The 23,248-nt window shown below is 70.0% G+C and carries 27 protein-coding genes; 3 read left to right on the forward strand and 24 right to left on the reverse strand.

Annotated elements, in window-relative coordinates; translation table 11 throughout:
* The first annotated feature begins 71 nt into the window (after window positions 1-71).
* Window positions 72-983, forward strand: coding sequence for a Ku protein (locus ACFW2G_RS06685; protein ID WP_384581927.1), 912 nt, complete (start codon window positions 72-74; stop codon window positions 981-983).
* Between the two features lie 138 nt (window positions 984-1,121).
* Here ACFW2G_RS06685 and ACFW2G_RS06690 read toward each other — a convergent pair whose 3' ends face one another.
* Window positions 1,122-1,940, reverse strand: coding sequence for a Crp/Fnr family transcriptional regulator (locus tag ACFW2G_RS06690; RefSeq protein WP_384581925.1), 819 nt, complete (start codon window positions 1,938-1,940; stop codon window positions 1,122-1,124).
* Complete coding sequence (locus tag ACFW2G_RS06695) at window positions 1,940-2,164, reverse strand: hypothetical protein (RefSeq protein ID WP_384581923.1); 225 nt, start codon at window positions 2,162-2,164, stop codon at window positions 1,940-1,942. The genes ACFW2G_RS06690 and ACFW2G_RS06695 overlap by 1 nt, the downstream gene beginning before the upstream one ends.
* Window positions 2,165-3,162: 998 nt before the next feature.
* On the opposite strand from ACFW2G_RS06695, the gene ACFW2G_RS06700 reads away from it, so the two are divergent.
* Window positions 3,163-3,756 carry a recombinase family protein gene (locus tag ACFW2G_RS06700; RefSeq protein WP_384582038.1) on the forward strand — a complete coding sequence of 198 codons (594 nt, stop codon included), beginning with the start codon at window positions 3,163-3,165 and terminating at the stop codon, window positions 3,754-3,756.
* 162 nt (window positions 3,757-3,918) lie between these two features.
* Here the strand turns inward: ACFW2G_RS06700 and ACFW2G_RS06705 are convergent, their stop codons facing one another.
* The 22 genes from ACFW2G_RS06705 to ACFW2G_RS06810 all read right to left on the reverse strand — a co-directional run bounded on the left by ACFW2G_RS06705 (window position 3,919) and on the right by ACFW2G_RS06810 (window position 22,565).
* Window positions 3,919-5,175: a tetratricopeptide repeat protein gene (locus ACFW2G_RS06705; RefSeq protein ID WP_384581921.1), complete on the reverse strand. Its 1,257-nt coding sequence runs from the start codon at window positions 5,173-5,175 to the stop codon at window positions 3,919-3,921.
* A gap of 79 nt (window positions 5,176-5,254) precedes the next feature.
* A complete protein-coding gene (locus tag ACFW2G_RS06710; RefSeq protein ID WP_384581919.1) occupies window positions 5,255-6,181 on the reverse strand; it encodes a hypothetical protein in 927 nt (308 codons plus the stop codon).
* Between the two features lie 118 nt (window positions 6,182-6,299).
* Window positions 6,300-6,461, reverse strand: a complete 162-nt coding sequence (locus tag ACFW2G_RS06715) for a hypothetical protein (RefSeq protein ID WP_384581917.1) — start codon at window positions 6,459-6,461, stop codon at window positions 6,300-6,302.
* A gap of 101 nt (window positions 6,462-6,562) precedes the next feature.
* Entirely contained in the window at window positions 6,563-6,796 is a 234-nt protein-coding gene (locus ACFW2G_RS06720; protein WP_384581915.1) for a hypothetical protein, read from the reverse strand.
* A complete protein-coding gene (locus ACFW2G_RS06725; RefSeq protein ID WP_384581913.1) occupies window positions 6,793-6,957 on the reverse strand; it encodes a hypothetical protein in 165 nt (54 codons plus the stop codon). Before ACFW2G_RS06725 ends, ACFW2G_RS06720 begins: the two co-directional genes overlap by 4 nt.
* Window positions 6,958-7,122: 165 nt before the next feature.
* Window positions 7,123-8,466, reverse strand: a complete 1,344-nt coding sequence (locus ACFW2G_RS06730) for a helix-turn-helix domain-containing protein (RefSeq protein WP_384581911.1) — start codon at window positions 8,464-8,466, stop codon at window positions 7,123-7,125.
* 291 nt (window positions 8,467-8,757) lie between these two features.
* Entirely contained in the window at window positions 8,758-13,002 is a 4,245-nt protein-coding gene (gene mobF, locus ACFW2G_RS06735; RefSeq protein ID WP_384581910.1) for a MobF family relaxase, read from the reverse strand.
* Between the two features lie 708 nt (window positions 13,003-13,710).
* On the reverse strand, window positions 13,711-13,935 hold the full coding sequence (locus ACFW2G_RS06740) for a hypothetical protein (protein WP_384581909.1): 225 nt from the start codon (window positions 13,933-13,935) through the stop codon (window positions 13,711-13,713).
* Complete coding sequence (locus tag ACFW2G_RS06745; RefSeq protein ID WP_384581908.1) at window positions 13,932-14,447, reverse strand: hypothetical protein; 516 nt, start codon at window positions 14,445-14,447, stop codon at window positions 13,932-13,934. The genes ACFW2G_RS06740 and ACFW2G_RS06745 overlap by 4 nt, the downstream gene beginning before the upstream one ends.
* A complete protein-coding gene (locus ACFW2G_RS06750) occupies window positions 14,444-14,821 on the reverse strand; it encodes a hypothetical protein (RefSeq protein WP_384581907.1) in 378 nt (125 codons plus the stop codon). Before ACFW2G_RS06750 ends, ACFW2G_RS06745 begins: the two co-directional genes overlap by 4 nt.
* A 119-nt stretch (window positions 14,822-14,940) precedes the next feature.
* Entirely contained in the window at window positions 14,941-15,429 is a 489-nt protein-coding gene (locus ACFW2G_RS06755) for a hypothetical protein (protein WP_384581905.1), read from the reverse strand.
* Complete coding sequence (locus ACFW2G_RS06760; RefSeq protein ID WP_384581903.1) at window positions 15,429-15,641, reverse strand: hypothetical protein; 213 nt, start codon at window positions 15,639-15,641, stop codon at window positions 15,429-15,431. Before ACFW2G_RS06760 ends, ACFW2G_RS06755 begins: the two co-directional genes overlap by 1 nt.
* Before the next feature lie 57 nt (window positions 15,642-15,698).
* Window positions 15,699-16,046, reverse strand: coding sequence for a hypothetical protein (locus ACFW2G_RS06765; RefSeq protein WP_384581901.1), 348 nt, complete (start codon window positions 16,044-16,046; stop codon window positions 15,699-15,701).
* A gap of 100 nt (window positions 16,047-16,146) precedes the next feature.
* Entirely contained in the window at window positions 16,147-18,528 is a 2,382-nt protein-coding gene (locus ACFW2G_RS06770; RefSeq protein WP_384581899.1) for an FtsK/SpoIIIE domain-containing protein, read from the reverse strand.
* Window positions 18,529-18,688: 160 nt separating this feature from the next.
* Entirely contained in the window at window positions 18,689-19,183 is a 495-nt protein-coding gene (locus tag ACFW2G_RS06775) for a hypothetical protein (protein ID WP_384581897.1), read from the reverse strand.
* The gene (locus ACFW2G_RS06780; RefSeq protein WP_384581895.1) at window positions 19,180-19,698 is read right to left on the reverse strand and encodes a hypothetical protein; all 519 of its coding nucleotides are present in this window, start codon (window positions 19,696-19,698) and stop codon (window positions 19,180-19,182) included. The genes ACFW2G_RS06775 and ACFW2G_RS06780 overlap by 4 nt, the downstream gene beginning before the upstream one ends.
* A complete protein-coding gene (locus ACFW2G_RS06785) occupies window positions 19,695-19,907 on the reverse strand; it encodes a hypothetical protein (RefSeq protein ID WP_384581893.1) in 213 nt (70 codons plus the stop codon). The genes ACFW2G_RS06780 and ACFW2G_RS06785 overlap by 4 nt, the downstream gene beginning before the upstream one ends.
* A 110-nt stretch (window positions 19,908-20,017) precedes the next feature.
* On the reverse strand, window positions 20,018-21,415 hold the full coding sequence (locus ACFW2G_RS06790; RefSeq protein ID WP_384581891.1) for a DUF2637 domain-containing protein: 1,398 nt from the start codon (window positions 21,413-21,415) through the stop codon (window positions 20,018-20,020).
* A 111-nt stretch (window positions 21,416-21,526) separates the two neighbouring features.
* Window positions 21,527-21,769, reverse strand: a complete 243-nt coding sequence (locus tag ACFW2G_RS06795; protein ID WP_384581889.1) for a hypothetical protein — start codon at window positions 21,767-21,769, stop codon at window positions 21,527-21,529.
* A gap of 172 nt (window positions 21,770-21,941) precedes the next feature.
* The gene (locus tag ACFW2G_RS06800; RefSeq protein WP_384581887.1) at window positions 21,942-22,094 is read right to left on the reverse strand and encodes a hypothetical protein; all 153 of its coding nucleotides are present in this window, start codon (window positions 22,092-22,094) and stop codon (window positions 21,942-21,944) included.
* Window positions 22,094-22,285 (reverse strand): hypothetical protein, encoded by a 192-nt coding sequence (locus tag ACFW2G_RS06805; RefSeq protein WP_384581885.1) that lies wholly within the window; start codon window positions 22,283-22,285, stop codon window positions 22,094-22,096. Before ACFW2G_RS06805 ends, ACFW2G_RS06800 begins: the two co-directional genes overlap by 1 nt.
* Window positions 22,286-22,394: 109 nt before the next feature.
* On the reverse strand, window positions 22,395-22,565 hold the full coding sequence (locus tag ACFW2G_RS06810; RefSeq protein WP_384581883.1) for a hypothetical protein: 171 nt from the start codon (window positions 22,563-22,565) through the stop codon (window positions 22,395-22,397).
* Between the two features lie 378 nt (window positions 22,566-22,943).
* Here ACFW2G_RS06810 and ACFW2G_RS06815 point away from each other — a divergent pair, with 378 nt between their 5' ends.
* Window positions 22,944-23,177 carry a hypothetical protein gene (locus ACFW2G_RS06815; RefSeq protein WP_384581881.1) on the forward strand — a complete coding sequence of 78 codons (234 nt, stop codon included), beginning with the start codon at window positions 22,944-22,946 and terminating at the stop codon, window positions 23,175-23,177.
* The last annotated feature ends 71 nt before the right edge of the window (window positions 23,178-23,248 follow it).

The following is a 23,248-nucleotide window of genomic DNA, read 5'->3' on the forward strand; positions in this document are numbered from 1 at the left end:
CCATGAGATTTGGCCAGGCCATCTGAGATCCCACAGACGCTGGATGGAGGGGGTCGTACGTGGAGGTGCGAGTGCGTCCGATCTGGTCCGGTGCGATCTCCTTCGGCCTGGTCACCATCCCGATCAAGGTGGTCCCGGCCACCGAGTCGCACGACATCAGCTTCCGCCAGATCCACACCGCCGACGGCGGACGGGTCCGCTACCGCAAGGTGTGCGAGCTCGACGGGCAGCAGCTGCGCCAGGACGAGATCGTCCGCGGCTACGAGACCGCGACGGGCACCCTCATCCCCGTCTCCGACGAGGACCTCGACAACCTGCCGCTGCCCACCGCGAAGGCGATCGAGATCGTCTCCTTCGTGCCGGCCGCGAGCATCGACCCGATCCAGATCGGCGCCTCCTACTACCTGGCCGCGACCGAGAAGGTGGCCGCGAAACCGTACAAGCTCCTACGGCAGGCCCTGGAGCGCAGCAGCAAGGTGGCCGTGGCCAAGTTCGCGATGCGCGACCGCGAGCGGCTCGGCCTCCTGCGGGTCAAGGACGACGTGATCGTGCTGCACGCACTGCGGTGGCCCGACGAGATCCGCTCCAGCACCCAGATCGTCGTCCCCGACGTCACCGTCACCGACGACGAGGTCGACGCAGCCGTCCGCCTCGCCGAAACCCTCACCGGCACCGACATCGGCGAGCTGCGCGACGAGTACCGCGACGCCCTGGAGGAAGTCCTCGCCGCGAAGACCGGCACCGGCGCCATGCCAGCGCCCATGGAGGAAGCGCCGTCGGCGTCGGCCGAGGTAGTGGACCTCATGGCCATGCTGGAGAAGTCCGTCCAGGAGGCGAAGGCCACCCGCGGCGAGCCCGCCACCGTGCACCTCCTGCCCAGCAAGAAGAAGACCGCTGCCAAGAAGACCGACAGCTCGGCGGCTGCGGCAAAAACGACGGCCGGCAAGAAGACGACCTCGAAGAGGAAGCCCCGAAGCGCCTGAACACGAGCGCATGCCCCGCAACGCGGAGCCCTCGACCACCTGTTCGGAAGCAGCTCAGCAGGGCCAGCCGGAACAACTGAAGCGGTGCTGGTCACGGACGCGTGGGTCCGTGACCAGCACCTGGGGTACAGCTCCCGGTCAGAACTTGGCGAGAGCGCCGGCGAGGGACTCGGGCGGGAAGGCCATCGCACTGGCCTCCAGCAGTCGACGAAGGGAGGGGAACTCGTAGCTGCGGTAGCCGCTGTCAACGATGTCCGCGTTACGCAGGACCTTCATCGCGGACTCCACGGAGGCGATGCTCAGGCCGAGGGCGTCGGCGAGGTCACTCTGTGAGGGGCCCTCGAGCCTGAAGTCGAACTTCTTGCCCGGCACCGCGCAGTGCATCACGAGGTGTCCGAGCAGGCCGGCAAGGCGCTCCACGGCCTTGAGGTTGTGCCGGTTGTAGATCCGCTCGGTGGCCTCTATGCGGTCGGTGACCGATATGCCGATGGCCTTCATCAGCGCGGGTGCGGTCTCGGCCAGCATGCGCATCCGGTCCATCGGCAGGGAGATGGTCCAGGTGTCGTTCAGACAGACCGCGGTCGGGGTCGTCATCTTCTCGTCGAAGAACTCCATGCAGCCGAGGACCGCCCCCGCGCCCAGGATGCGCAGCGTGGTGGAGGCACCGACCTGGGTGCGCTCGGCGACGCAGCCACGAAGGATTATGTGCACGTCCGTGCCGCCCTCCGGCCCGCGCAGCTCGGCCTGCCGAGGGTGCTCGCGGGAACTGATCTGCTCGTCCGGCTCCTGGAAGACGGCGCGCAGTTCGGCGGGCAGCTCGCGCATGAAGGGGTTGCGCTCGAACGCGGTGCTGAGCCGGAAGGGCTCCTTGTCGCGGTCGATCTGGCCGGTGCTGGTGTCGATCTCGTAGAAACGGGAGCCGACCTGCAGGGGCTCGTTGCGCTTCCAGAACGCCATTACTTCACCCCCGGGCCGGCGTTGGGGATCCCGGCGGGGGCCGTCGCCGCCGGGGGGGCCGGCTGGAGGGCGTCGAACGTCTTGGGGAGCGCGATCACCAGTCCGATGATCGCCGCGATGACGGTGGCGATCCGCGCGGGGGTGGACTGGAGCGTGCGTACGGTGTAGGCGATGGTGGCCGCGATGATCGCGACGATCAGAACGGCCGCAAGAAGGAACGTCATTATTCCTGTGCTTTCGCTGAAGAACTGGATCGGGTCTGGCGCCGTGCAGTTGTTCTTCTGGCGAAGAGCGATCGGATTGGTGGGTTCCGGTCAACTCCCCGCCTCCGGACTGCTATCAAGCTGTCCGGGAGAATCGACGATATCCCACGGACGGACGCACCCGGCCACCCGAACGAGTGGGTGACGTCCTTCGGGATCGCCTCAGGTTCTTCTGGGGCCAATTCCTTGATCACATAGGCATTCACGGCCCTACTCTTGAGTAACACCCCATTTTCGGGGATCTCGCGTCATACATTGAGGTCGCTGACGTTGCGACTTTGATCGGGTCTGGCGCCAGCAGTCGGGCACGGGCTCCGGGGGGTGGTGCCCTCGGAGCCGCCCGACGCTTGACGTATGAGCCTCTTCGGGAGGTCACGCAGCATGATCAAATATTCACACGGAGTGGCGGTGTCCCTGTCAAATCAGGAATGCCGCCACTCTCCCGCTTTTTAGGGATGATCGATCATCTCGTTCGGATTCCGCACCCCGGTAAGAAGCGCGAGCCCTGCGGGGCACTTACCGTCGACACAACATCCCCACATGGAAGTTGTGGGCGAGATATGGATCACATCAACGAAATCCGTTTCGCAGAAACGTTTCTGACCGGCGGTCATGCATTCTGCGCCCTTCGGTTCGAGACGTCGGCCGTCTGGCCGCATCAACGCCCGGGTCGGACGCGCACAAGCAGTCGAGCCATCGCACACCCCACGTCAACAGGAAGCTGACGCAGGAGGGCAGCGTCCGCGGGAGGGGCCGGAGCGGCCCTGGGTCGGCGACTGGTACTGATACTTGTTATGTGCGCGCCGGGCGTTCTCGCGGGCCTGCACGGCGGCCTTTTCGGCGGACGACCCGTCCCGCTGTACTCCAACTCGGAGCCGCACCAGGCACATGTCCGCTTCACCAGACGCTCGCGGTTCGAACTCCTGGGCGCCGAGCCCGCCGTCCGGACCGAGATCCGCATCGGATACGCACGGGTGTCCACCGGCGGACAGAAGCTCGACCGCCAGCTCGACGCCCTCACCGCGGTCGGCTGCCGCCGGATCTTCGCCGACAAGAAGTCGGGGAAGAACGACCTACGGCCCGAGCTGAAGGCGTGCCACGCCTTCCTCGCCGCCGGCGACACCCTGGTGGTGCCCGCCCTCGACCGCTACGGCCGTTCCTTGCAGGACCTGATCACGATGGTCGGCGAGCTGCGCAAGCGGGAGATCGGCTTCACCTCGCTGCACGAGCGGCTCGACACCACCACCCCCGGCGGCCGGCTGGTGTTCCACGTCTTCGCCGCGCTGGCGGAGTTCATCCGCGAGCTGATCGTCTCCGGCACCCGCGAGGGCCTGGCCGCCCGTGCGCGGGGGAAGGTCGGCGGCCGGCCCAGCGTCGTCAATGCGGACATCATCCGGGCCGCCCGCGACATGCTGCCCAACCCCGACCACTCGATCACCTCGATTGCCAAGCTCCTCGGGGTGAGCCCCGGCACGCTCTACAACCACATCCCGGACCTGCAGGAGCTGAGGGCCAGCCGCATTCCGGCCCAGCTCGAAGCGGGCAGCCGGTGATCCCCGGCGAGCACCGGCTCAAGGGCGGGGCCGTCCTGCTCGGCGCCGACGAGCCTGGCCTGCCTGGGCCCTTCGGAGCCTGGACCGATCAGGACGGCCAGGAAGACGAGCACGACCCAACCGAGGACGCTTTCGTCGAACCGCACTGCTGATTCGCCAAGATCATCCCACTGCCCCTTTTGGGCTCACCTTGGCTGGACCCCAGAGAGGGACCAGTGGAAGGTGGGCGACCGTACGGGAAGCCTGATCGCGTGCGCGGAAGCCGAAGCTGACGAGGATGACGCTCTCTCCGGCGCCGAGGGGCGTCCGGCCGTGCGGCGTGAGCGCTCCATCGAACACGACGCAGTCTCCCGGTGCAAGATCACATTCGAGGTAGCCGTCGGCGTCGATAAAGACGGTGCAGCTCACTGCAGGGGCCGCGGCGAGGCGCTCGTGCTTGAGGCACAAGATCAGGTTGGCTTCACCGAAGCCGAATTCGTCAACGTGGAAGTCGAGGAACTGCCCCTCCTCCAGGTAAGCGATGTAGACGCCGTTGTGAGGCTGTTCGACCTCAAGACCGGTGGACCGCGCGACAACAGCGGCGAGATCGACCTGTCCCGCGAATCGGTTCGCCGCCTCACCGACGGCCGCGTTCCACTTGCCGTTGTGCAGGTATCCGTCAGCGGCCAGTGCCTTCTCGGCCTCCTCCACCATGCCGGCGAGCAGGTCGACGGGGAACGACTGGTCACGCAGGTGGCGGGGGTGCACCCGCTCGTGCTCGGTGAGATCGCGTACAGCGTCCCGGAGAGCGGGAAACCCCTCGTCCCACCCGGCTGGCGTCCGAGCCGTGGTGCGGGACTGCAGCCAGGAAGTCCATCGCCTGCTCCACCGCGCCGCCTCTGTATCACCACCCGCTGGAGCTGCCGCATCAGCGCTTGCGCGGCTGATCAGCAGTTCCACGCGGTCGACTGCGGCCTGGGTGGATTCGATCAGCTCAGCGTCGCCCTTGGCGATCCGCAGCCGCAAGGCTTCCTGCAGGTGGGCGCGGGCCGGGACGAGGTTGCCCTGCTCCATGAGGTGCTTGCCGAGGTGCTGGAGGGCGAAGTCGACGAGTTCCGGGTGCTTGCTCCGGGCGCCGTCAAGGGCCTTGCGGTAGAGCGCGTCGGCGGTCTGCGCCTCACCGGTGTAGCGGTACGCGTCGGCGAGGTTGAGTTCGGTGGCGATGACGGCCCGGGTGTTGCCGCTGGCGGTGGCCAGGTCGAGCGCGCGGCGCAGGTACACGCGTGCGTCGTGGTAATCACCCAGGCTCAGCAGGCCGATGCCGGTCCACCGGGCCAGGACACGTGCCCGTGCGGCATCCGTGCCTTCGGGAAGCGCCTGGAGTTCCTCGCGGAGGTTCTGCACGGCGGTGGTCAACTGGTCGTGGTCGGTGGGGACCATGCGCAAGTCCTCACCGTGTGTGATGAGGTGCTGGAGCACTCATCCCTCCCTCGTTCGGTTCCCGGTCTGGTCGCTGAGGCTAGAGCTGGTCGGTCTGGTGACGCAGGTCGGCCAGCAATTCCCGGCCGTGCACGGTGAAGTGCTCATCCAGGAGTTCGAGCCGGCCCATGAGGTAGCGGACGGCCGGCATGCCCTCGTCGTAGGCGGCCTGGAAGTGCGCGCGTTCGCCCGCGGTCAGGTCATCGCGGTCGAGTTCGGTCCGGCGGAACCGCAGGAGCTGGTTGTAGACGCACGTCGCGTGGAAGGCGCGGTCCACCTCCCAGAACTGGTTGCGGGCCACCCCCTGCGCAGCACGCCATGCAATCTCGATCTTGGGGGAGGTCTTGGAGGAGTACCCGTCGACGAAGACCTGGTGCTGGAGGACGTGGAAGCTGACCGACTGGTGGACCGCCTCGTGCAGGAGGTTCTCCGCCAGGAAGAGATGGGACGGCTCCGAGCTGACGGTGTTCGGCGGGATGTGGTGGAGCGCCTTCTCGGAGAACACGATGACGTACGGGAGCGCGGGGTCGCTGGAGCTGGTCAGGGACGAGGTGCGGACGCCAGGCTTGAGCCCCACCCACAGCAGCCCCCGGACGAACTCCGCGATGCGGTCGAAGCCCTCGGGGTGGGCTGTGGCCAGCCGCTCCAGCGCCTGGGTCAGCGCCACGCGGCGCCCGTCGGTGTGCTCGAGGATCTCGTAGTCGGCCAGGCTGATCTCGCGGGCGATCTGTTCGGGCAGCTCGGCGTCTAACCAGGTGAATCGGACTCCGGCCACGTCCACGCTGTCGCTGCTCAGGGTGCGGGCGTGCTCGGCGTACGGGATGCCGGACTTCACGAGGCGCTCCATCAGGGCGAACGGGAGGGCATGCTCGGCGTCGTCCTCGCGCAGACGGATCAGTGCCGGGTCGTTCCGGCCGAGGTCGAAGAAGGAGCCGGGCTCTACTCGGGTGGCGATGGCAGTGTGCACTGTGGGCCTCCTTGACTGGAATACGGGTCTTCCGGATGAGAAGGCGGGCCGACCCGGACACTCGTCCCGAACCGACCCGCCATGCCGTCAACTAATCGGTGTCAGTGCAGCGCCAGGGTCAGACCGCGGGCGTCTCCGACTCGAAGACGCCGTCGGGGACGGAATGGTCCAGGCGCCGGGTCAGGGACTCGACGGCGGTCGCCGCCGGCTCGAAGACTCCGTCCGGAACCGAGTGGTCCAGGCGCCGCGTCAGGTTGTTGACCTGGATGGTGTCGGACATGGTGGTGCTCCTCTCGATGGTGTGCGAGTGGTGCAGGGGGTGGTGCATCCCGTCCCGGGCGGTGCTATAGGAAGTGCGGGGCGGGGAGCTGTGTGGCCGCTCTAGCGCTCCTCTGCGGGGCGGGCGACCTCCGGGGCGACGATCCATTCCTTGCCGCCACCCTCAGGCCTCAGGAACACGGCGTTCCTGACGAAGCGGCGAGTGGCCGGGTCCTCGAAGTCGGCGATGGCCTGGACGACGGCTTCGCGGTCCCGCCCGGGGTCGTAGACGCGGGCGCCCTCGAACAGCCATGTGGGGAGTCCCTGGTGGGAGGCGGGGCGGGGAGCGTCGATCATGCCCCGTCCCCGGGCTGGATCCCGGTGCGGCGCATGAACTTCTCCCAGCCGCCGGCCGCCCGAAGCCGTAGGTCCCGGCTCGGCGATCCGGGCAGCGGATCGGGGCTGGCGGTCTTGCGTCCGCTGACGCCGGGGGCGCGGCGCGGGAGGGGCTCAGGCATGGAGCACTCCTCACTCTGAAGGGAGAGCAGCCGGTCCCGAAGGGGGCGACGGGGACCGGCTGCCCGCTGGCTCTCCAGGGTGATCGGGTCGTCGCAGGGAGTGAAGAGCGCGGGCGTAGCACTACCGGGATCCGCGCAGGGACGGAGTGCGACGCGGCGTAGCAGTTACGCGAGCGTGGCCCCGATGATCTTTGCGATCTTCCGGGAACGGGAGGTGGTGGCGTAGCCGGCGCGCTGGGCGATCACGCCGGGGAGGGTCTGGTGGCGCACCCATTCCGGGTGCTCCTTGCACACCGTCAGCAGGGTGTCCAGGCAGGTGTCGTACTGCCGGGTGTCGCACTGGGCGAGGGCGATGTCGAGCTGGAGCCGGTTCTGTGCGGCCTGGTGCAGTGAGGACCAGTCGTGCACCTGCTTGGACAGGTTCAGAGCCTTTGCGGCCTTGCCGGTGGACACGGCGATACCGACGGCCTGGGCGGTGACGGCGGCGGGGCCGAACGCGGTGCCGTTGACCATGACGTCTTGCCCCAGCCGGGTGGCTACGGCGAAGCCCTGGGACAGCAGATCCTCGGCGGCGGCGGTATCTCCCTGACGGGCTGCGACGACGGCTGCGAAGGTGACGTGCCACCCGTAGGTCGCAAGGAGTACGGGATCACGGTCGCTGTAGGCCGGTTCGATGCTGGTGTAGGAGATGTCCGCGGTGCGCTCGGCGTCATCGAGTCGGGCATCTCGCAAGTAGACCCACGAGCGCCCCGAAGCCACGGAGGCTTCCCGTACCGGATCGCCTCCCTGCCTGGCCTGGTCGGCGGCGTGGCCGATGGCGGCGTACGCAAGATCGCGGACTCCGAACTGGTTGGCGACGTAGGCGGCCAGGCGATAGGCGTCCGCGAGAGCTCCGCGTGCGGTCATGCGGCGGTCTTCGGCGGCGTCCGCGAGGGCCGTTGCCGCGTCCCTGACGCAGGATGCGGCGAACTGCCCGGCCACCCCGATACGCCCGGCCCGGTAGGCATCCCATCCCGCCGCGAGATCGCCCGTGAAGTCGACGGGTTCCCTGTCGGTGCCGATCCCCGCCGCGGTGTCGTGGACCGTGCGCGACAGCTCGCGCAGGGTGCTCCGGTCGTCCGCGAGCATCGCCCTGCGGGGGGCCTGCTGGCCCACGATCACGGAGATGTCGGCGCCCAGGGCGCGTGCGAGCCGCAGGAGGGTGGGCAGCGAGATCTGCCCCCGGTCCTGCTCGGCCTTTCGGACCGTGGCGATGGACAGGCCCGCGTTCTCGGCGAGTTCTTCCTGAGTGACGGCTCCGCGCAGCAGCTTGATTCGCTGACCGGTGGTGTGCTCGTTCCACTTCATGGCGTCCCCTTCGTCTATCTGGGACGGTACCGCTCGCTCGGGAGCCACCGGAATCTCCAGCGGGCACGTCCTCAGCGGCGCCCGCGCCGCGCACCAAGCGCAGGACGACGCCTTGGCCCAGACGTCCTCGCCGTCGGTGTTGACCCGCGCCCTGCTCGCCATGGACACCGCCGCGTGCCTACGGGTCGGCGGAGATCAGGGCGCGGCCGCCGCGATGGCGGCCGCCGTCTACGACCGGCTACCGCCCGCCTCCGCCCCGTCCGTGCTCGGGCACGGACCGGATCGCGTCGTCGAGAACCAGAAGCCGCGCACCGTGCGGGGCCGTACGGCCGCCGAGCGGGCCGCCGACGGGGCGGAGCCGCTCCTGCCGCGTGCCGCGGGAGGTGTGACGGCTCGCCGAACGCTGGGGCCGGTCCCCGGACCGGAGATCCGGTCAGGGGCCGGCCTGGGCTATCACCGCAGCCTGGGCCCCTTCTGTGCCTGCTGCTGTGCCAGGGCCACGCTGGAGGCCGGGGCGGGCTGCTGCTGGACGACCTTCGGCTTCGGCTGGGCGGCGTGGGCGGCGCGGGCCTTGGTCTCGGCGTCGTGCAGCTTCGGGTACTTCTCCGCGTTGTTCCGGCGCTGCTTCTGCTCCCCGGCGGCGAGCTCGGCGTATCCCCGCGCGTCGGCGGCCTTCTTCGCTGCCGCCCGGGCGGCCTTGCTGAGGTCGGCCAGCTCGTTCTCGTCGAGCTCGTCCTTGCGGTGCCCCTGCTGGGGCAAGGCGGCCCGCATCTCGGCGAACTTCTCGGCGATCTCGTGCAGCTCCTTCGGGGCGAAGCGGCCAGCGCCGAAGGCCTCGGCGTACTCGCTGTCGCAGACGGTCTCCCACGCCTTGGCCTTGGCCTTCTCGCTGGCCCGCTTGGCGCGCTTGGCCTCGTCCTCCCCGGCGATGGCCTCGCCGAGGACGTGCTCGTGCACCCCCTTGACCTTCTTCTTGCTGGTAAAGGCCAAGCGCAGGCTCAGCCTCGACACCTTCAGGCTCTTCTCGACCTCCGGAAGGATCTCGCGGGCGCCCTTGGCCTGCGTCTCGGCGGCGGCGAGGGCCTCGGCCTCCTTCACCGCTGTGGTGAGGTGACCGACGGCGGTGTCGAGGACGGCGCCAGCGTCCTGCGCCCACTTGGTGCCGCGGCTGGTGCCTTCGGCCTTCTCCTGGTCCATCTGGTCGCGCAGGATGCGGAACGCCTCCACGGCCTTGGCCGCCCTCTCCTCGGCCTCCTCGGCGTCGTCGAGGAACCCGCTGATCGCCGTCCGCAGGTCACTGTCGCTGTACGTGCCGTACGGGCGCATCTCCCATCGCGGGACGGCCCGCATCTCGCTGTCCAGCCTGAGCTGGTCCAGCTGCGCGCGCCGCTCCTCGTTCATCTCGGGCTGCTCGGCGGCCGGCTCCTGGTGGTCCCCGGCGACGTCACCGACAGCGTCGGGGATGCCGGGTGCGCCGGCGGGCTGGGGATCCGGCTCGGGGGCGAGGCCGGTGTCGACGAGTGGCGTGCGCAGCTGGGCCTGCCGCTCGGCCTCGCGCCAACGGGCCTGGGTGACGGACGGGGACACCGCCCTTGCGCCCCGCGCTGAGACGCGCCGGGGTGGCGGTCCGGGTGCCTGCTCCGTGACCTGGACGTGCTCGCTCTGCCGGGGCACCGCGGCCACGGGCTCGGCCGGGGCCCGCAGTTCGTGGCTGATCAGCCCGTCCGGCGTCGACTGGTTCAGGAAGTGGGCGAACGCGGTGATGGCTCGGTGCAGTTGCTCGGTCTCCGAGCGGGCCCGGCCGAGCTGGGCCCGGGTCGTCTCGCCCTCGATGGCGGCCAGGGGCAGCCACAAGTGGTTCGCCTTCCTGGCACGGGTGATCCCCGGGTACGTCGCGAAGGCGTTCGCACCGTGGCCGTACAGCAGGCTGGTGTGGCAGGTCAGCCCCTGGGAGGCGGCGACGGTCATCGCGTAGCCGAGGGAGAGTTTGCCCTCGCTGATGTCGGCCGGCTTCATCCACGCCGACTCGGTCCGCACGGTGCCGTCCGGGTTCCGGTCCTTGGTGCGCCAGGTGATCTCGACGTGCCGGTCCTCGCGGATGGCGGTGACCACGGCCCGGTAACCGTTGAGGACGTCGGGCCCCTCCCCCCGCCGGGAGCGGTAGTCGTTCGCGCGGACACGGACCAGGTCGCCCTCGGCGAGGGAGATCTCACCTCCGCTGGGAAGCGCGTACCGGTGGAAGTCGCCGAGCTCACCGGCCGCGCGGCGGATCTGCTGGGCGCCCAGGTTCAGCGCGTCGACGTCGACGTTGCGGGCGGCCAGGACCACGAGGTTCTCCAGCAGGTCCTGCTCGTCCGGCCAGGCCTGGCGCAGCTCGTCCCAGGCGGTGAGCATCTCGGAGCGGGCCTCGTCGGCGGTCTCGACCGCGTGGACCCGGCCGCCGGCGGCAAGCATCTCCAGCGCCTTCCGGTGGTCGCCGGTGCGCCACACCTCCAGCGCTGAGCGCTCGGCCTTGTTCTCCTGGCGCCGGTTCTCCGTGAGGATCGGACCGTCGACCAGGCGGTGGACCTCAGCGAACCACCCGCCCACGCCCACGGCCTGGAGCTGCTTGGGGTCGCCGATCGCGACCAGCTTGGTGCCCGTCCGCGCGGCCTCGGTCAGCAGCTTCGCTGCAGACCGGTCGTCCGTCATCACCGCCTCGTCCAGGACCAGCACGTCGATCCCGGCGAGCCCGCGGCCGGTCTCGATCTGCTGGAGCCACGACTTGACAGTCCGCGAGGGGATCGCGGATGAGTCCTGCAGGCCCTTGGCGCCGACCGCAGAGAGGCAGGCGCCTGCGTACGTGGTGCCGGTGGCGTCCCACGCGATCCGGCACGCGTCCATCAGCGTGGACTTGCCCGCGCCGGCGACGCCGACGACGGCGTCGATGCCGTGCCCGGCGGTCAGCAGTCGGGTCACCACCTCGTGCTGCTGCGCGGACAGCGGGAACCCGGCGGCAACCTCGAACACAGAGAGCGCGGCGGCGGCCTGGTCCGCGGTCAGGACCGCGCTGCGGTCGCCGTAGCGGGCGTGTGCCTGGGTGACGGCTATGTCCTCGGCGTCGAGGACGTCCTGGGTGGTGTACCGGTCGGTGTTCGACATGGCGGTGGAGCCGATGTGCGGCAGGGCGACCGCGTAGCTCTCGACGCGCAGCACGTCGTCGACCAGGCGGTCGAGGTCGCGAATGTCGGAGCCGATCCCGTACCGGAGGGCGTTGGCGACGGCGGCCAGGAGCTCGGCGCGGTCGAACGCTTTCCTCGACGCGGTCACCCCGGTTTCCGGGTCGAAGACGATCCGGGCGATGTCCGCCGGCGGCGGGATGCGCGGGCCGCCTCCGGCCGGGTCGATGCCGATGCCGCCGTCCGGTCCGGGCGGTCCCGGCGCGGCCGCGGCGAGCATCGCCTCGACGTCCACGCCCATCGCCTCGGCCCGCTCCCGCCACGACTCCCGCATCTCCGCGGAGCCGGTCGCGTGTTTGGCTCGCCGTGTGTCCGCGGATGCCCGCGCCATTTCTTCCCGGCTCGCGCCCTCCCCGGCGGTCTCGATGACCTTCTTCGCCCGCCGCGAGTACGCGTCCCGGACCCCGGCGGGGATGCCCACGACCTCCCACGCGCCGGTCCGCTCCGCCTGCTCCCGCCGTACGCCGAACTTCTCGTACGTGAGCGCCCGCAGCCTGGCCTTGAAGAACCTGTCGATCGCGGACGCGTGCCGGTGCATGTCCTTGCCCCGGGCGGCGATGGAGCGCCACACGCCGTCCTCGCACAGCCCCAGGTTGACGATGCTGATGTGCAGGTGCAGGTGCGGGTCCCCGGGGGTACCGTCGCCGACCGGGCGCGCGCTGCGGTGCTCGGTGGACCACGCCAGCAGGCCGCCGGTCTCCAGGCGGACCATCTCGCCGTCCTCGCCGCCGACCGAGTACCCGATCCACTTCTCGTACAGCGCCAGGGCGTCGCGGCTGGCCTCGTGGACCAGCTGCCGGTACACCTGCTCCGCGTCGTCGGGCAGCAACCCGGCGAGGACGCTGTCGGACTTGGGGATGTCCAGGACGAGGTCGAAGCCGCGCGTGCGGGTGTCGACGCGCTCGTCCTGGTGCTCGCGCGCTTTCGCCAGCTCCGCCTCGGTGAAGACGTCCGCGAGGTCGACGCCGACGGCCCGCGCGAGCTTGTCGAGGGTGGCGACCTGGAGCCGGTGCCCCTCGCCGAACCGGTGAACCATCCGCTGCTGCTGCGCCAGGAGCCGCTGCTGCTTGGGCTTGCCCGCGAGGAGCTCGGCGGGCTCGACGCCCTTCTCGGCGGCGGCTGCCTCGATGGCCGCGGTCACCCTGGCCACCGTGAGCTTCGACTCCGGGTGCGCCCTGGAGGAGTTCCTCGACTTGAACAGCCGGGCCCCCGTCAGTGGTTGGCACCCGTTCATCAAGTTGCGGGCCGCCTGCTTGCCGTCCTCGTCGAGGACCTGCCCGGCAGTCAGCCCCACGGCGTCCAGACCGGAGCCCATCCACACCAGCGGGGTCTCCTCGTCCTGTTGCGTACGGTAGTCGACCACCTTGTCGACGCCCTCGACCAGTTCGGTCTGCTCCTCGACCACCAGGTCGCAGCCGGCACGCTGCTTCAGCCGATACTCGACCTGCTCATCCGTCGCGATCTTCGTCAGCCATGCCAAGCGGAATCCCCCTCCTACTTTGCCGTTGACCGGCTCTGCCGCAGTTCCCCCGCAGAGGGGAACTGCCTTTGTCCATCACCTGTTTTTGATCTTCACCAAACCCGAACCCAACCAACCCCACAACCACCGACAACCAACAGACCAACCAGCTCCACAACCACCCCCCAATAAGCACCACAACCAAAATCAACCCACGGTAAAGCGCATCCCCGGTTGGCGAACAAGCAGCCCAACGGACGGGCAGGCCAGCCACTGGAGCCCGCCCGGCGCGACACCTCACCCTCCGGCCGACCATCACACTGTGTGGTCTTTGGCCTCGGCCACAGAAGGTGCGCCCACCCGATGCCGGCGGCCGAAGTCCAGCCCGCGGGGCAATACTCCGCACCACCCCCGGTCCCAGCCACTGTGCTCGCTCTGACGGCTCGCGGGGCGAGCCGCCACCTCGTCCGCCGGCGGGAGCGCCACGTACGCGCGGGCATGAAGAGACCCCCGGTACTTTCTCTGCCAGGGGTCTCTTCATGGGTGGGGCTTGGTGTCGGGCGAGCAGGTTGCGCACAGTTGCAGACGACGGTCCCGCGCTCACGGCACAGCGGTCAAGACCCCGAAATGCTCCAGGCTCAGAGGTCTTCGCGAGGACCCGCGATTGCCCTGCGGATCATCTGGCGAGGTTGACCGGCTGGCTGGTCCTGCTTGCAGGCGCGGCACCGGTCAGCGTCGGCGGCGGCCCAGTTCTCCCCGCCGCAGCAGGCGCAGCGGTCTGTGGTGACTCCGAAAAAAAGGGAGGTCGGTCCGGTTGCAGGCCGGGCAGGTGTCGGTGGAGCCGTTGCGGGTCCAGCCGGCGGCTTGCGCATGGGGCAGGATGCCGCCGAGGCCCTCCCACACGAAGAGGCCCATGCAGCCGTCCGTCTCGCAGAGGACAGCCGGGGCGATCACCGGGCCTCCCCGGTGCCCCAGAAGCCGGTGATGCGGTAGGTGATCGTGGCACGCATCGAGGTGGGGCCCATCACCCACCGCTCCCCACGGTCGTCCACGACGATGTGCCGGGGGTCGTCCCTCTCGGTCGGGCGGTGCAGGCCCATGCGGAGCGGGCCGGGCGCGTCGCCGTGGATCGACGAGTGTCCGGCAAAGACGGCCTCGGTGAGCATCCGCCCGGCGGCGATCCCGGACCGGTGAAGCTCCGCCTGCACGTAGTTGAGGATGCCGTCCAGCTCGATCACGACGGTCCGCGCCTCGTGCCCGGCCTCCTCCGCCTTCTGCTCGCACGGGCAGGGCTCGGTGTAGGGGGTGCCGTCCTGGTGCGTGGGGCGGTGGGCGAAGGCCCAGCCTGCAGCCTCGCACGTGCGGGCGGTGTGGCACGGGCAGTTCGGGCAGTCGTCCGGCGCGGGGCGCACCCAGTAGTGGCCCTCGGGGGCATTGAGCGAGGGATCTTCGATCCAGCGGGTCACTGTGCGGCCTCCGTGGTGAGGTTGCGGATGGCGGTCTGGGCAGCGTTCAGGCGGGTCCGGAGCTGCGCGGCGGTGACGGTGGCGTGCGCGAGGTTCCGGGCGGCGATGGTGACGACCTCGCGCGGGGTGGCGGTCTCCTCGCTGCTGACACCGACGACGCCGAGGGCCTCCATGCGCACCAGGGCAACGGCGGCTTCCTCGGTGGCCTGGACGAGCTTGTGACCGATCCTGGCAAGCGCGCCGAGAACGTCGTACACGTCGCCCGCGTACTCGTATCCGTGGTCGGCGACGGTCCGGTTGAGGAGCTGCAAATCGGTCTCGGCGTCGCGGGCGAGCTGCGCCGCCGATCCGCTCCCGGTGTCAGTGGTGGTCATCTCTACGTCTCCTTCGTGTGCGGGGTGCCGAGTTCCACGCGTGGAACTCGGGGTGCGGGCATGGGTCCGCCCGCCCGCCGAGGGAATCAGCGGGCGGGCGGAGGGCTGGTGCTGCGGGGCTAGTTGTCAGGGGTCTCCAGGTCTCCCCCGGCGCAGTCGGCGCCGGCACCGACGTGGTGGTGCGGTGCCGGGGTGCCCGGGCTGCCGGGCAGAACGGCGGTGCAGGTGGGGCAGCGGCCGGAGGGGCCGGGTATCCCGTTCACTGGGGTAACTCCGTGAAGGTGGGCGAGGCGGCCGTGAAGGCTGCAGGTGACCCCGCCACGGGCGGCGAGGTCGTCGCCGGCGGCGACCAGGGCGAGGAGCTGGTGCAAGGTGGGGTGACCACCGGATGCGGGTTCGCGGATCGCGAGTTCCACCCGGTCGGCGGCTTCGGCGTAGACGGCGGAGGCAGCCATCCGCAGGCCGTACAAGTCGGCCTCGCGGGCGCGGAGCGCGCCCTGGAGGGTGTGCTCCACGGCGGTGTGCAGGAGGTCGAGGGCGGGCAGCGCTGCCAGGACCGGGCTCGCGGAGACGGCCTTCGCGAGGGACTCGGGGATGGTGAGGGTCATCAGCGGGTGTCCCGGCCGAACTTACGGCCGATGTGCCAGTGCCCGCCGTGGTCGTACGGGCACGGGTAGGCGGTGCGGCGCTGGAGGTAGGGCTCGCGGACGGCCATGGAGTGCGCGGCGGCCTTCGCTTCAGCCTCGCTGGCGAACGGTTTCTTGTCGGTGCACACGCGGGCTCGGCTGGCCTTGCGGCGTACGGAAGCTCCGGTCGGCATCGGGTTCTCCTTCGGTGTCGGCCCCGTGGCCGGCACCGAAGGGGTGCACGGCCGGGGCTAGTTGGGGGCTAGGTGGCGGAGCGCCTGGGCGGTGTTGTTGAGGCGGGCCTGGGTCTGCCGGGCGTGGTGGGTGGCGTTCTCGGCCTCGACGGCTGCTTCGTCGGTCCAGTAGCGGGGCGTCTCGCGGTCGGTGGAACGCCAGTCGTCGCTGTGCCGGTGGGCACGGACGTACCGGTCGAGGCGCTTGCTGGCCGCGCGGAGCTGGTCGGCTACCTCCGCCAGGGCCTCGGCGGTCGCCGCGGCTTCGGCGGGGTAGTCGTAGGCCCGGGTGGGGTCGTCGGTCGCCTGGGCGAGCTGACGGAGGAGCGAAGCGGCCTGGGCGGCCGTGACGGGGTGCGCGGTCATGTACCCGAGCCTGCATCACGGCCGAAGGGCTCCGCGAGGGGTTCGCGATGTTTCCTGTTGCCTGTTCGGCCGGGGCCCGTTGGGGCCCCGGCCGATGCGGTCAGGCTGCGGCGTCGCCGAGGACGGCGTGCAGCTCGGCGAAGAACACGCCCTTCCCGGGAACCTTGTTCACGCGGACCGGCTTGACGGTGACGCCCACGTTGCGGAGAGCGTCACCAACGGCCACGGCGTCCCAGTCGTCCCCGTGGTTCCCGTCGGCATTGAGCCGGTCGGCGATGTCCGCGAGGTGCGCGCGGTCGGCGTCGTCCGGGTAGAGCGAGAGGATCAGGGCGACGATCTCGCGCATGTTGGCGATGGTGACCTCGGGGGCTTCGTCGTCGTCGCCGGCATGGTCGGCGGCGTACGGGTCGAAGCCGTCCTCGGGGTCGTCGTCCTGCGCGGCCGTGTAGGTGCCGCCCTCCGCGTTGCCGTAGCCCCCGGCGCCGCCTGCGGCGGTGGAGATCCCGGTGAGCTGGAGGAGGGCTTCCTCGATCGGGTCGAAGCGCTGCCCGGGGAGGGTCCCGGCGCCCTGCCGGAGGGCGTAGCCGACGGCCATGATCGCGGCGAACTCCGCGTCGGTCGTGTAGCAGGAGCGGACCTTGCGGGGGATCCCGCCGAGGGCAAGCCAGCCGACGCCTCGGGTCTCGTCGCTGATTTTGGAGGCGTCGAAGCCCTGTCCGGCGCGGCCGTCACCGAGGATCGTGTTCGAGCTGATCCCGTCGTCGGTGCGCATGCCCCACCGGCCGCCCACGTTGTTGCGCAGGAGACGGGGAACCACTTCGACCATGGGGGTCTGGGTGGCCATCACGAGGATGATCCCGACGTCGAGGCCTTGTGACCCGATGAGGATCAGCAGGCGGAGGATCTTCGCTCCGAGCTTCTTGTGCGTGGTGTACGGGTACAGCTCGTCAACGACGACGACTTCGACGGGCATTTCGTGGAGCAGGTCGGCGTCGAGTTTGCTGCGGCCGAGGTCGGACAGGCGGGCGTGCCTACGGTCCATCTCCTCCTTGTAGATGAGCAGGAGCGCCAGGAGCCGCTCCGGAGAGTGCTTGAAGAACGTCGCGGCGAGGCGGGCGGAGCGGTTGTGTTCGCCGGAGCCCTTGCCGTCGATGATCCGGAACCGGACGCGGGGGTCGAGGGCTGCCGCGCAGATGAGTGCGGCGATGGCTACGCCCTTGCCGGAGCGGGAGGCGCCGCCCAGCAGTAGGGCGATGTCCCGCAGCGGGATGAACACCACGTCGCCGCGCGGCCCGAAGGCGACCGGGGCGCCGACTCCCCACAGGTCGAGGGATTCGGTCCGCCCGATCAGCGGGGACAGACGTGTGACCGTGAACGGGTCCACGACGAACTTCGAGACGCGGATCATGCGGGCGTGCCCGCCGGCACTCGGGGGGACCCGTTCCAAGATGAGCAGGGACTCGTCCACGCTCATCTCTGCGGCGACCTTGACGCGCTTCTTCATGACCGCTTCGGCGTCGAGGTCCATCCCGGACGGCAGCACCATCACGGCGGACCAGCCGAGTTCGTCGCGTACGACGGGGCCTTCGATGGTGGCGTGCGGGAACAGGGTCTGCGCGTTGTCGCCCTCTCCCACCTTCACCGGCTTGATCAGCTTCGTGGCGTACAGGGCGCGGGTGAATTCGGCGGCCTCGTCGGAGACCTTGGAGGGGTCGTACGTCTGGTGGACTGCGATGGGGTCGGGTGCCTGTCCGGGCACGGTGGCGGTGACGCCGGGGCCGAGTTCGGGCAGGCGCAGGGCCTCGGGGATCTCCCGCTGCGTGAGGGGGATCGGGTGGCGGGTGAGCCACCAGGCCCCGACGGCCGAGACGGGCAGTGTGGCGAGGGCGGCGAGCGGGGCCTGGACGACGATGGCGACCCCGGCCGCGGTGACCGCGACGGCCGCGAACACGAACCGCTTCGCGCCGCTGACCCGGCGGGCCCGGGTGATCTGGTCGGCGGACGGCTGGACCGGCTCGAAGGGCTGGGCGCGTAGGGCGGTAAGCCCGGCCTGGCGGCGCCGTACTTCGTCGCGGGCCTGGTGCACCGCGATCTTCTGGTCCTGGTTGAGGCCGGTCGTCGCGGCCGTGGACATCAGGTCCGCGAGGCGCTTCTCCGCTTCGGTGAGTCCGGCCTGCGCTTCGGTGCGCTGCTGCTGGTACTGGTCGAACTGGATCTTCACCAGGGCCCGACGGAACTCCTCGTCGGATTTGTGGCCGCCGGAGATCATGTGCACGGCGACGTGCCACAGGTTGGCGTATCCGGGGCCGGTCAGCCCGGCGACGGCCCGGGCAATGGTGGTGACTTTCTGCGACATTTGAGAGGGGCGGCGGTGGGTGGCGGGTTCGTCGGCCGGGTCCGGTGCGCCGGCACCGGGAGCGTCGTCCTCGACGAACTCGGCCCACACGTATTCGCCTTCGTAGGGGGTCAGTTCGGTACTCATCTGGGGCACCTCTTGGGGCATCTCGGGTTGGTCCTGGAGGCGGCTGGCGTAACCGCGTAACCCGTAACCGAGGGGCCCCGCAGGCGGGTTACAGCTCGTAACCCGCCGATACGGGGCCCTCGGTTACACCGGTTACACGGTTACACCGCAGGTCAGCGACTTAGGCGAAGAACCAGGCCTGAATGGTGCTGGAGCCGATGCCGTTGACGATCGGGACCAGGAGGGCGGCGCCGACGAACGGGCCGAGCCCGACCCCGGATACGCCGCCCCACCCGATTTCCTTCTTGAGGGGGCCCACCGCGGACTTGAACCAGACGATCGTGATCGCGACGACCACGAGCATGATCACGGCGCCGTACGGGGTGAGCACCCCATAGTCGGCGGCCCGGGAGACGCTCACAGCCTGTGACCCCGTGCCCGACTTGAGGGCCTGGTCACCGGCCCAGCCGATGCCGTCGCGGGCCCATCCGATGGCGGTCCCGATGATCCCGCCCGCACAGGCACCGGCCAGCCCGAAGGAGACCGAGGCGAGCGCGAAGGACGCCAGGTCCTTGGCCTTCCGGGACCCCTTGGACGACTTGAACCACCACCAGGCGACCCGTACGACGAAGACGAGCAGGCCGACGGTGAACATTCCGAGCGTTGCCGTCTTCACGAGGAACTCCCAACGGTGGCGGTGAGCAGGGCCAGAGAGGCCGGGATGGAGTAGAGCGGGGAGAGGGCGACACCCCACAGCGCCCAGCGGGTCACCGCGTTGTGAAAGAAGCCGTGCGCGCCGAGGGCGAAGAAGCCGGCGAGGACGACCAGGCCGAGCGGGTTGGCGTGGGTGTCGGCCCGGTACTGAGCGACGGCCAGGCCGACCAGCGGGGCGGAGGAAAGGGCCGCGATGATCGCGGTCCTTCCGTGCTTTGAGCTGGTCATTCGGCCGATCCACGAAAAGTCGAAGCGCTTCTCGCGCTGCTTCTCGGGGGCCATGTAGACGGCCAAGGCGTCCGCGATCATGTGCGCGGTCTCCTGGGCCTGCTCCCGCCAGGGCTCAGCGCCCGGGGCGGGGTAGTGCATGTCAGGCTCTCGCGGTGCGGGGATCGAGTACCAGTCGATCGAGTCCGGCTGCTGGCCGGGCGGGTAGGGCGGGGGCGGCGGGTAGCCGCCCGGGGTGGGCGTGGTCACGGCCGGCCCCCAGGGGCGACGCCCCGGGCGATCAGCGCGGCACGCACGATCAGCTCGTCCTGACCGGGCATTGCGGTGTGGATCTCCTCCGGCGCCCACACGGCCGACACCTCGGGGGTGCGGTCGCGGTGGACGCGGAGCACGGTCACGGCCACCGCGAGCCATGTCCGCAGCGGAAGCGATTTCTGTTCGAACGGTATGGCTGTCATCGTGTCCTCAACCTCTGTGTGGGGAGGGGGCACCGGCTTGCTTTGGTCGGTGACCCGGGCCCCCTCCCGGGGGTTAGTGGGGCGGTGCCGGTTCTTTGGCCGGCACCGCTTCATGCGTTCTGGGCTTCTCGTTCACGCCACTCCTTGAGGGCCTTGGAGACGGTCGCCGCTGAGACGCCGTGTTCCTCGCCGAACTCGCGATAGGCCGGGCTGGGGTCGGTCGCCAGGTAGGCGGCGGCGAGGCGTTCGCGGTCCGCGCGGGCGGCTGCGTGCCGGTCCGGCTTGCTGTTCGCGGTGGTCTCCGGCTCGTCGTTCGTGGTCTCCGGCTCGTCGTTCGTGGTGTCCTGTTCCCGGTCCTGGGCGTCGTTCGCGGTGACTTCCGGCTCGTTGTTCGCGGTCGGCTCCGGTTCCTGTTCGCGGTCGGTTTCGGGGTCCGGAAGCGTGGCCGTGACGATGCCCCGTACGGGCTGGGCGGCGGGGACGACCACCGGTTCGCGGTGTTCCTCGGCCGCTTCGGATCCCAGTCCCGCCAAGGGATCTGGAGTGTTCGCGGTGGTGTTCGCGATGTCCTCGGCGCGCTGTTCGCGGTCGCCCTCGGGCTCCGTTCGCGGTGCGAACACGCTCGTGTTCGTGATGGGTTCCGGGGGCTGTTCGTGGTCGGCCAGAGCCGCGGGGACCTCATCGCGAACGCCCGTGTTCGCGGTGGCCTCCGGGCCGTTCGCGATGGCCGGTGACCCCGTGTTTGCGGTCACCGTCAGAGCCGTGTTCCCCGTGGGCTTGGCGGCCGCGTCGACTTGTTCGCGGTGCAACCCTGCGGTGTTCGCGCCGGGGTTCCGGGAGCCGGCTTCCGGCGCGAGCGCGACACCGAGGCGCGTCAGGCGCAGCGGGAGGACGGCCTCCACGGGTGCCTTGCGGCGCCACCCGCGCCCGTACTTGGCTCGCAGGCGGGCCCGGTAGATCACCCGGTCCTGCTCCTGGCCTACGGCCTGTTCGTAGCTGCGCAACTCCCACAGGACCATGCGCCGCCACAGCTTGAATGTCGAGGTCGGGGCGAGCAGCCAGCGCGAGAGCCGCACCCGGTCCATGTGCCGGTCGGCTTCGACCTCGGCGAGTCGGGCGATGGCGTGGCGGGCAGCCTCCACGACGATCACGAAGAGGATCGGGATCGTGCCGTGCATGCCGATCCCGAGCGGGTCGGGCCACGCCGAGGCGGCGTTGAACGCGATCGTCGCGGTCGTCAGCAGCCACGCCACGTGTCGCAGCAGCGGAAAGGGAATCCGCACCCACGACAGAAGCAAATCGAGGGCCAGGAGCACGAAGATCCCCAGGTCGATACCGAGGGGGAACACCAGGGCGAAGCGGCCGAAGCCCTTCTCCCTGGCCAGGTCACTCACGGCGTCGTACGAGCCCGCGAACCCGATACCGGCGATGAGGACGGCCCCGAAGATCACCCCGTACAGGACGGGGCGCAGGGCTTTGGGGATGAGCGGTTTGGGGCGCTCGTGCATCAATCTGCCTTCCTTGGTAGTCCGGTCGTCCGAGGCGGCCTTCGGGCCCGGTGCCTTCCCGTCTTCGTGCAGGTGGCGTTGCCGGGTCCGAGGGCCACTTCGGGCGGTCGGTCAGGTGGTGGCCGGCACCTTCGGGTCGTCGTCGGTGTCGTGGTCCCGCCAGCGGACGGAGACCGTGATGCCGCCGAGTTCGGCGGACCAGAGGTCTCCGGGTGCGAGCGGTACGGGGTTGGGCTGGGGGGTCTCGGTCTCTCCGGTGGGGCGGACACGGCGTAAGGCGGTCGCGCTGATGTCGGCGGAGCGGTCCCGTATGGCCGCGAGGGTGGCCAGGTCGGGCTCGTCGGGTCTGGTCATGTGCTGCTCCTCGGGGTGGAGCCGCCGGTTCCACGCGTGGAACCGCGGTCGCGGTCGTTCTGCTGGGCCCAGAGGCGGGCGCAGAGTCCGCGCTGGTGGGCCTGTTCGCGGGTGCGGCACCCGCTCGCCGCCAACGTGCTGGCGGCGAGCGGGAACTGGCAGGGGCGGGACATCAGCCGCGCCGCAGGATCGAGCGGGCGGCGCGGTGCGCGGACTGGGCTTCGCGCATCGTGGTCGCGCGGTTCGAGTCCGGCTTCGAGGTGGTCTTCCTGGGGGTGACACGGAGCGTTTCCGGGTCCACGTCCCAGCGGGCGCGGCTGGCCATCAGCGACCCCTCTGCGCGAAGAAGCCGCGCGAGCTGGTGCTGCGGGTGCGCTCGCGGGCGCGGTCGGCGTCCTCCCACTGGGCGCCGGCACGGTCGGCGTTTCGGGCGGACCGGGACGGCTTGCCCATGACGCTCTTGGGGCTGGCGCCGTGCTGGTCGGGGTTGGAGAAGAGGAAGTCGCGGACTCCCATCACGCCCCCGTGCGGGCGGCGCGGATGGCGTCGGCGGCCCGCTTCGCAGCGGCGGCGGCCTTGGCCGCGTCCTTCGCGTTGGCGATGATCCGAACCCAGGCCTGGGACATCAGCGCTTCCCCCCGCGGATCGCGGAGACGAGGCGTCCAGCGGCGGCCTGGGTGCGGGGGCCCCTGTCGAGGGCTTCCGCATAACGCGGGGCGTTGGTCGCGGCCTTGGTCGGGCAGGTGATGGCGACCGCCTCGTTGGCGTGCTGGTTGAACGAGCTAGTCTTCGGCATTGCCTACTCCTGTTTGCGTCAGGTGTTGGGCTGGCCGTCCGGTGTTCGCGCACCGGGCGGCCGTTTTGCGTTCGCCCTGCTGTCTGAGCGGGCGCGGCTCCCGCACGGCTGTGTGAGCCCGCGCGGGACCGGACCTGTTCATCAGGTCGGCGAACTGCATCCGCCCTGCGTACGGGCGGTTTTCTCATTTCGGCACTCTGTGGAGTTCTCAAGCAACGGCCTCGCGGAGGAGCTAGACGACGCGATGCGAAGCAACGCGCCCGCCTGTCTCCGAAGGTTCCGGGGGTCTTTCGCGGTGCACCCTCAGTCTTGCGCAACATTTACATGTTGCGCAAGACAGGAGTTTCGCGCAGGACTGCGCGCCCGTACGATGTGGCCATGACGAGCGACAGCAGCAACCTGCGCAAGACCGTGAAGAAGTCCTCCGCGGAGGTGCGGAACGAGATCGTGGACGTGATGAACCGCGTCAGGTACGCCGGTGATCACATCGAGGTGGCCCGCTACAAGGACCGGCAGGCGGTGATCGTCCCCGTCGAGTGGTACGAGCGCGCATGCGAGGCCCTGGGCGAAAGCGCCCGGCTCCCCTCTGCCGCCGAGACCAAGCCCAGCTAAAACGGCGTCGCTCGCCATCCCAGCCCCCGCCGGCATCCGGCGGGGGCTTCGCTTCGCCGTATGTCCATCCT

The organism is Streptomyces sp. NPDC058880, from assembly GCF_042742535.1.
Taxonomy (GTDB): domain Bacteria; phylum Actinomycetota; class Actinomycetes; order Streptomycetales; family Streptomycetaceae; genus Streptomyces.

Bases quoted from the DNA above. Each gene is read 5' to 3' on its own strand.
- ACFW2G_RS06765 (WP_384581901.1), bottom strand. From the start codon at position 16,046: ATGACCGCGCACCCCGTCACGGCCGCCCAGGCCGCTTCGCTCCTCCGT.
- ACFW2G_RS06805 (WP_384581885.1), bottom strand. From the start codon at position 22,285: ATGGGAGTCCGCGACTTCCTCTTCTCCAACCCCGACCAGCACGGCGCC.
- ACFW2G_RS06810 (WP_384581883.1), bottom strand. From the start codon at position 22,565: ATGCCGAAGACTAGCTCGTTCAACCAGCACGCCAACGAGGCGGTCGCC.
- ACFW2G_RS06760 (WP_384581903.1), bottom strand. From the start codon at position 15,641: ATGCCGACCGGAGCTTCCGTACGCCGCAAGGCCAGCCGAGCCCGCGTG.
- ACFW2G_RS06770 (WP_384581899.1), bottom strand. From the start codon at position 18,528: ATGAGTACCGAACTGACCCCCTACGAAGGCGAATACGTGTGGGCCGAG.
- ACFW2G_RS06785 (WP_384581893.1), bottom strand. From the start codon at position 19,907: ATGACAGCCATACCGTTCGAACAGAAATCGCTTCCGCTGCGGACATGG.
- ACFW2G_RS06815 (WP_384581881.1), top strand. From the start codon at position 22,944: ATGACGAGCGACAGCAGCAACCTGCGCAAGACCGTGAAGAAGTCCTCC.
- ACFW2G_RS06695 (WP_384581923.1), bottom strand. From the start codon at position 2,164: ATGACGTTCCTTCTTGCGGCCGTTCTGATCGTCGCGATCATCGCGGCC.
- ACFW2G_RS06705 (WP_384581921.1), bottom strand. From the start codon at position 5,175: ATGGTCCCCACCGACCACGACCAGTTGACCACCGCCGTGCAGAACCTC.
- ACFW2G_RS06725 (WP_384581913.1), bottom strand. From the start codon at position 6,957: ATGCCTGAGCCCCTCCCGCGCCGCGCCCCCGGCGTCAGCGGACGCAAG.
- ACFW2G_RS06795 (WP_384581889.1), bottom strand. From the start codon at position 21,769: ATGACCAGACCCGACGAGCCCGACCTGGCCACCCTCGCGGCCATACGG.
- ACFW2G_RS06690 (WP_384581925.1), bottom strand. From the start codon at position 1,940: ATGGCGTTCTGGAAGCGCAACGAGCCCCTGCAGGTCGGCTCCCGTTTC.
- ACFW2G_RS06755 (WP_384581905.1), bottom strand. From the start codon at position 15,429: ATGACCCTCACCATCCCCGAGTCCCTCGCGAAGGCCGTCTCCGCGAGC.
- ACFW2G_RS06790 (WP_384581891.1), bottom strand. From the start codon at position 21,415: ATGCACGAGCGCCCCAAACCGCTCATCCCCAAAGCCCTGCGCCCCGTC.
- ACFW2G_RS06800 (WP_384581887.1), bottom strand. From the start codon at position 22,094: ATGGCCAGCCGCGCCCGCTGGGACGTGGACCCGGAAACGCTCCGTGTC.
- ACFW2G_RS06730 (WP_384581911.1), bottom strand. From the start codon at position 8,466: ATGGCGAGCAGGGCGCGGGTCAACACCGACGGCGAGGACGTCTGGGCC.
- ACFW2G_RS06715 (WP_384581917.1), bottom strand. From the start codon at position 6,461: ATGTCCGACACCATCCAGGTCAACAACCTGACGCGGCGCCTGGACCAC.
- ACFW2G_RS06720 (WP_384581915.1), bottom strand. From the start codon at position 6,796: ATGATCGACGCTCCCCGCCCCGCCTCCCACCAGGGACTCCCCACATGG.
- ACFW2G_RS06750 (WP_384581907.1), bottom strand. From the start codon at position 14,821: ATGACCACCACTGACACCGGGAGCGGATCGGCGGCGCAGCTCGCCCGC.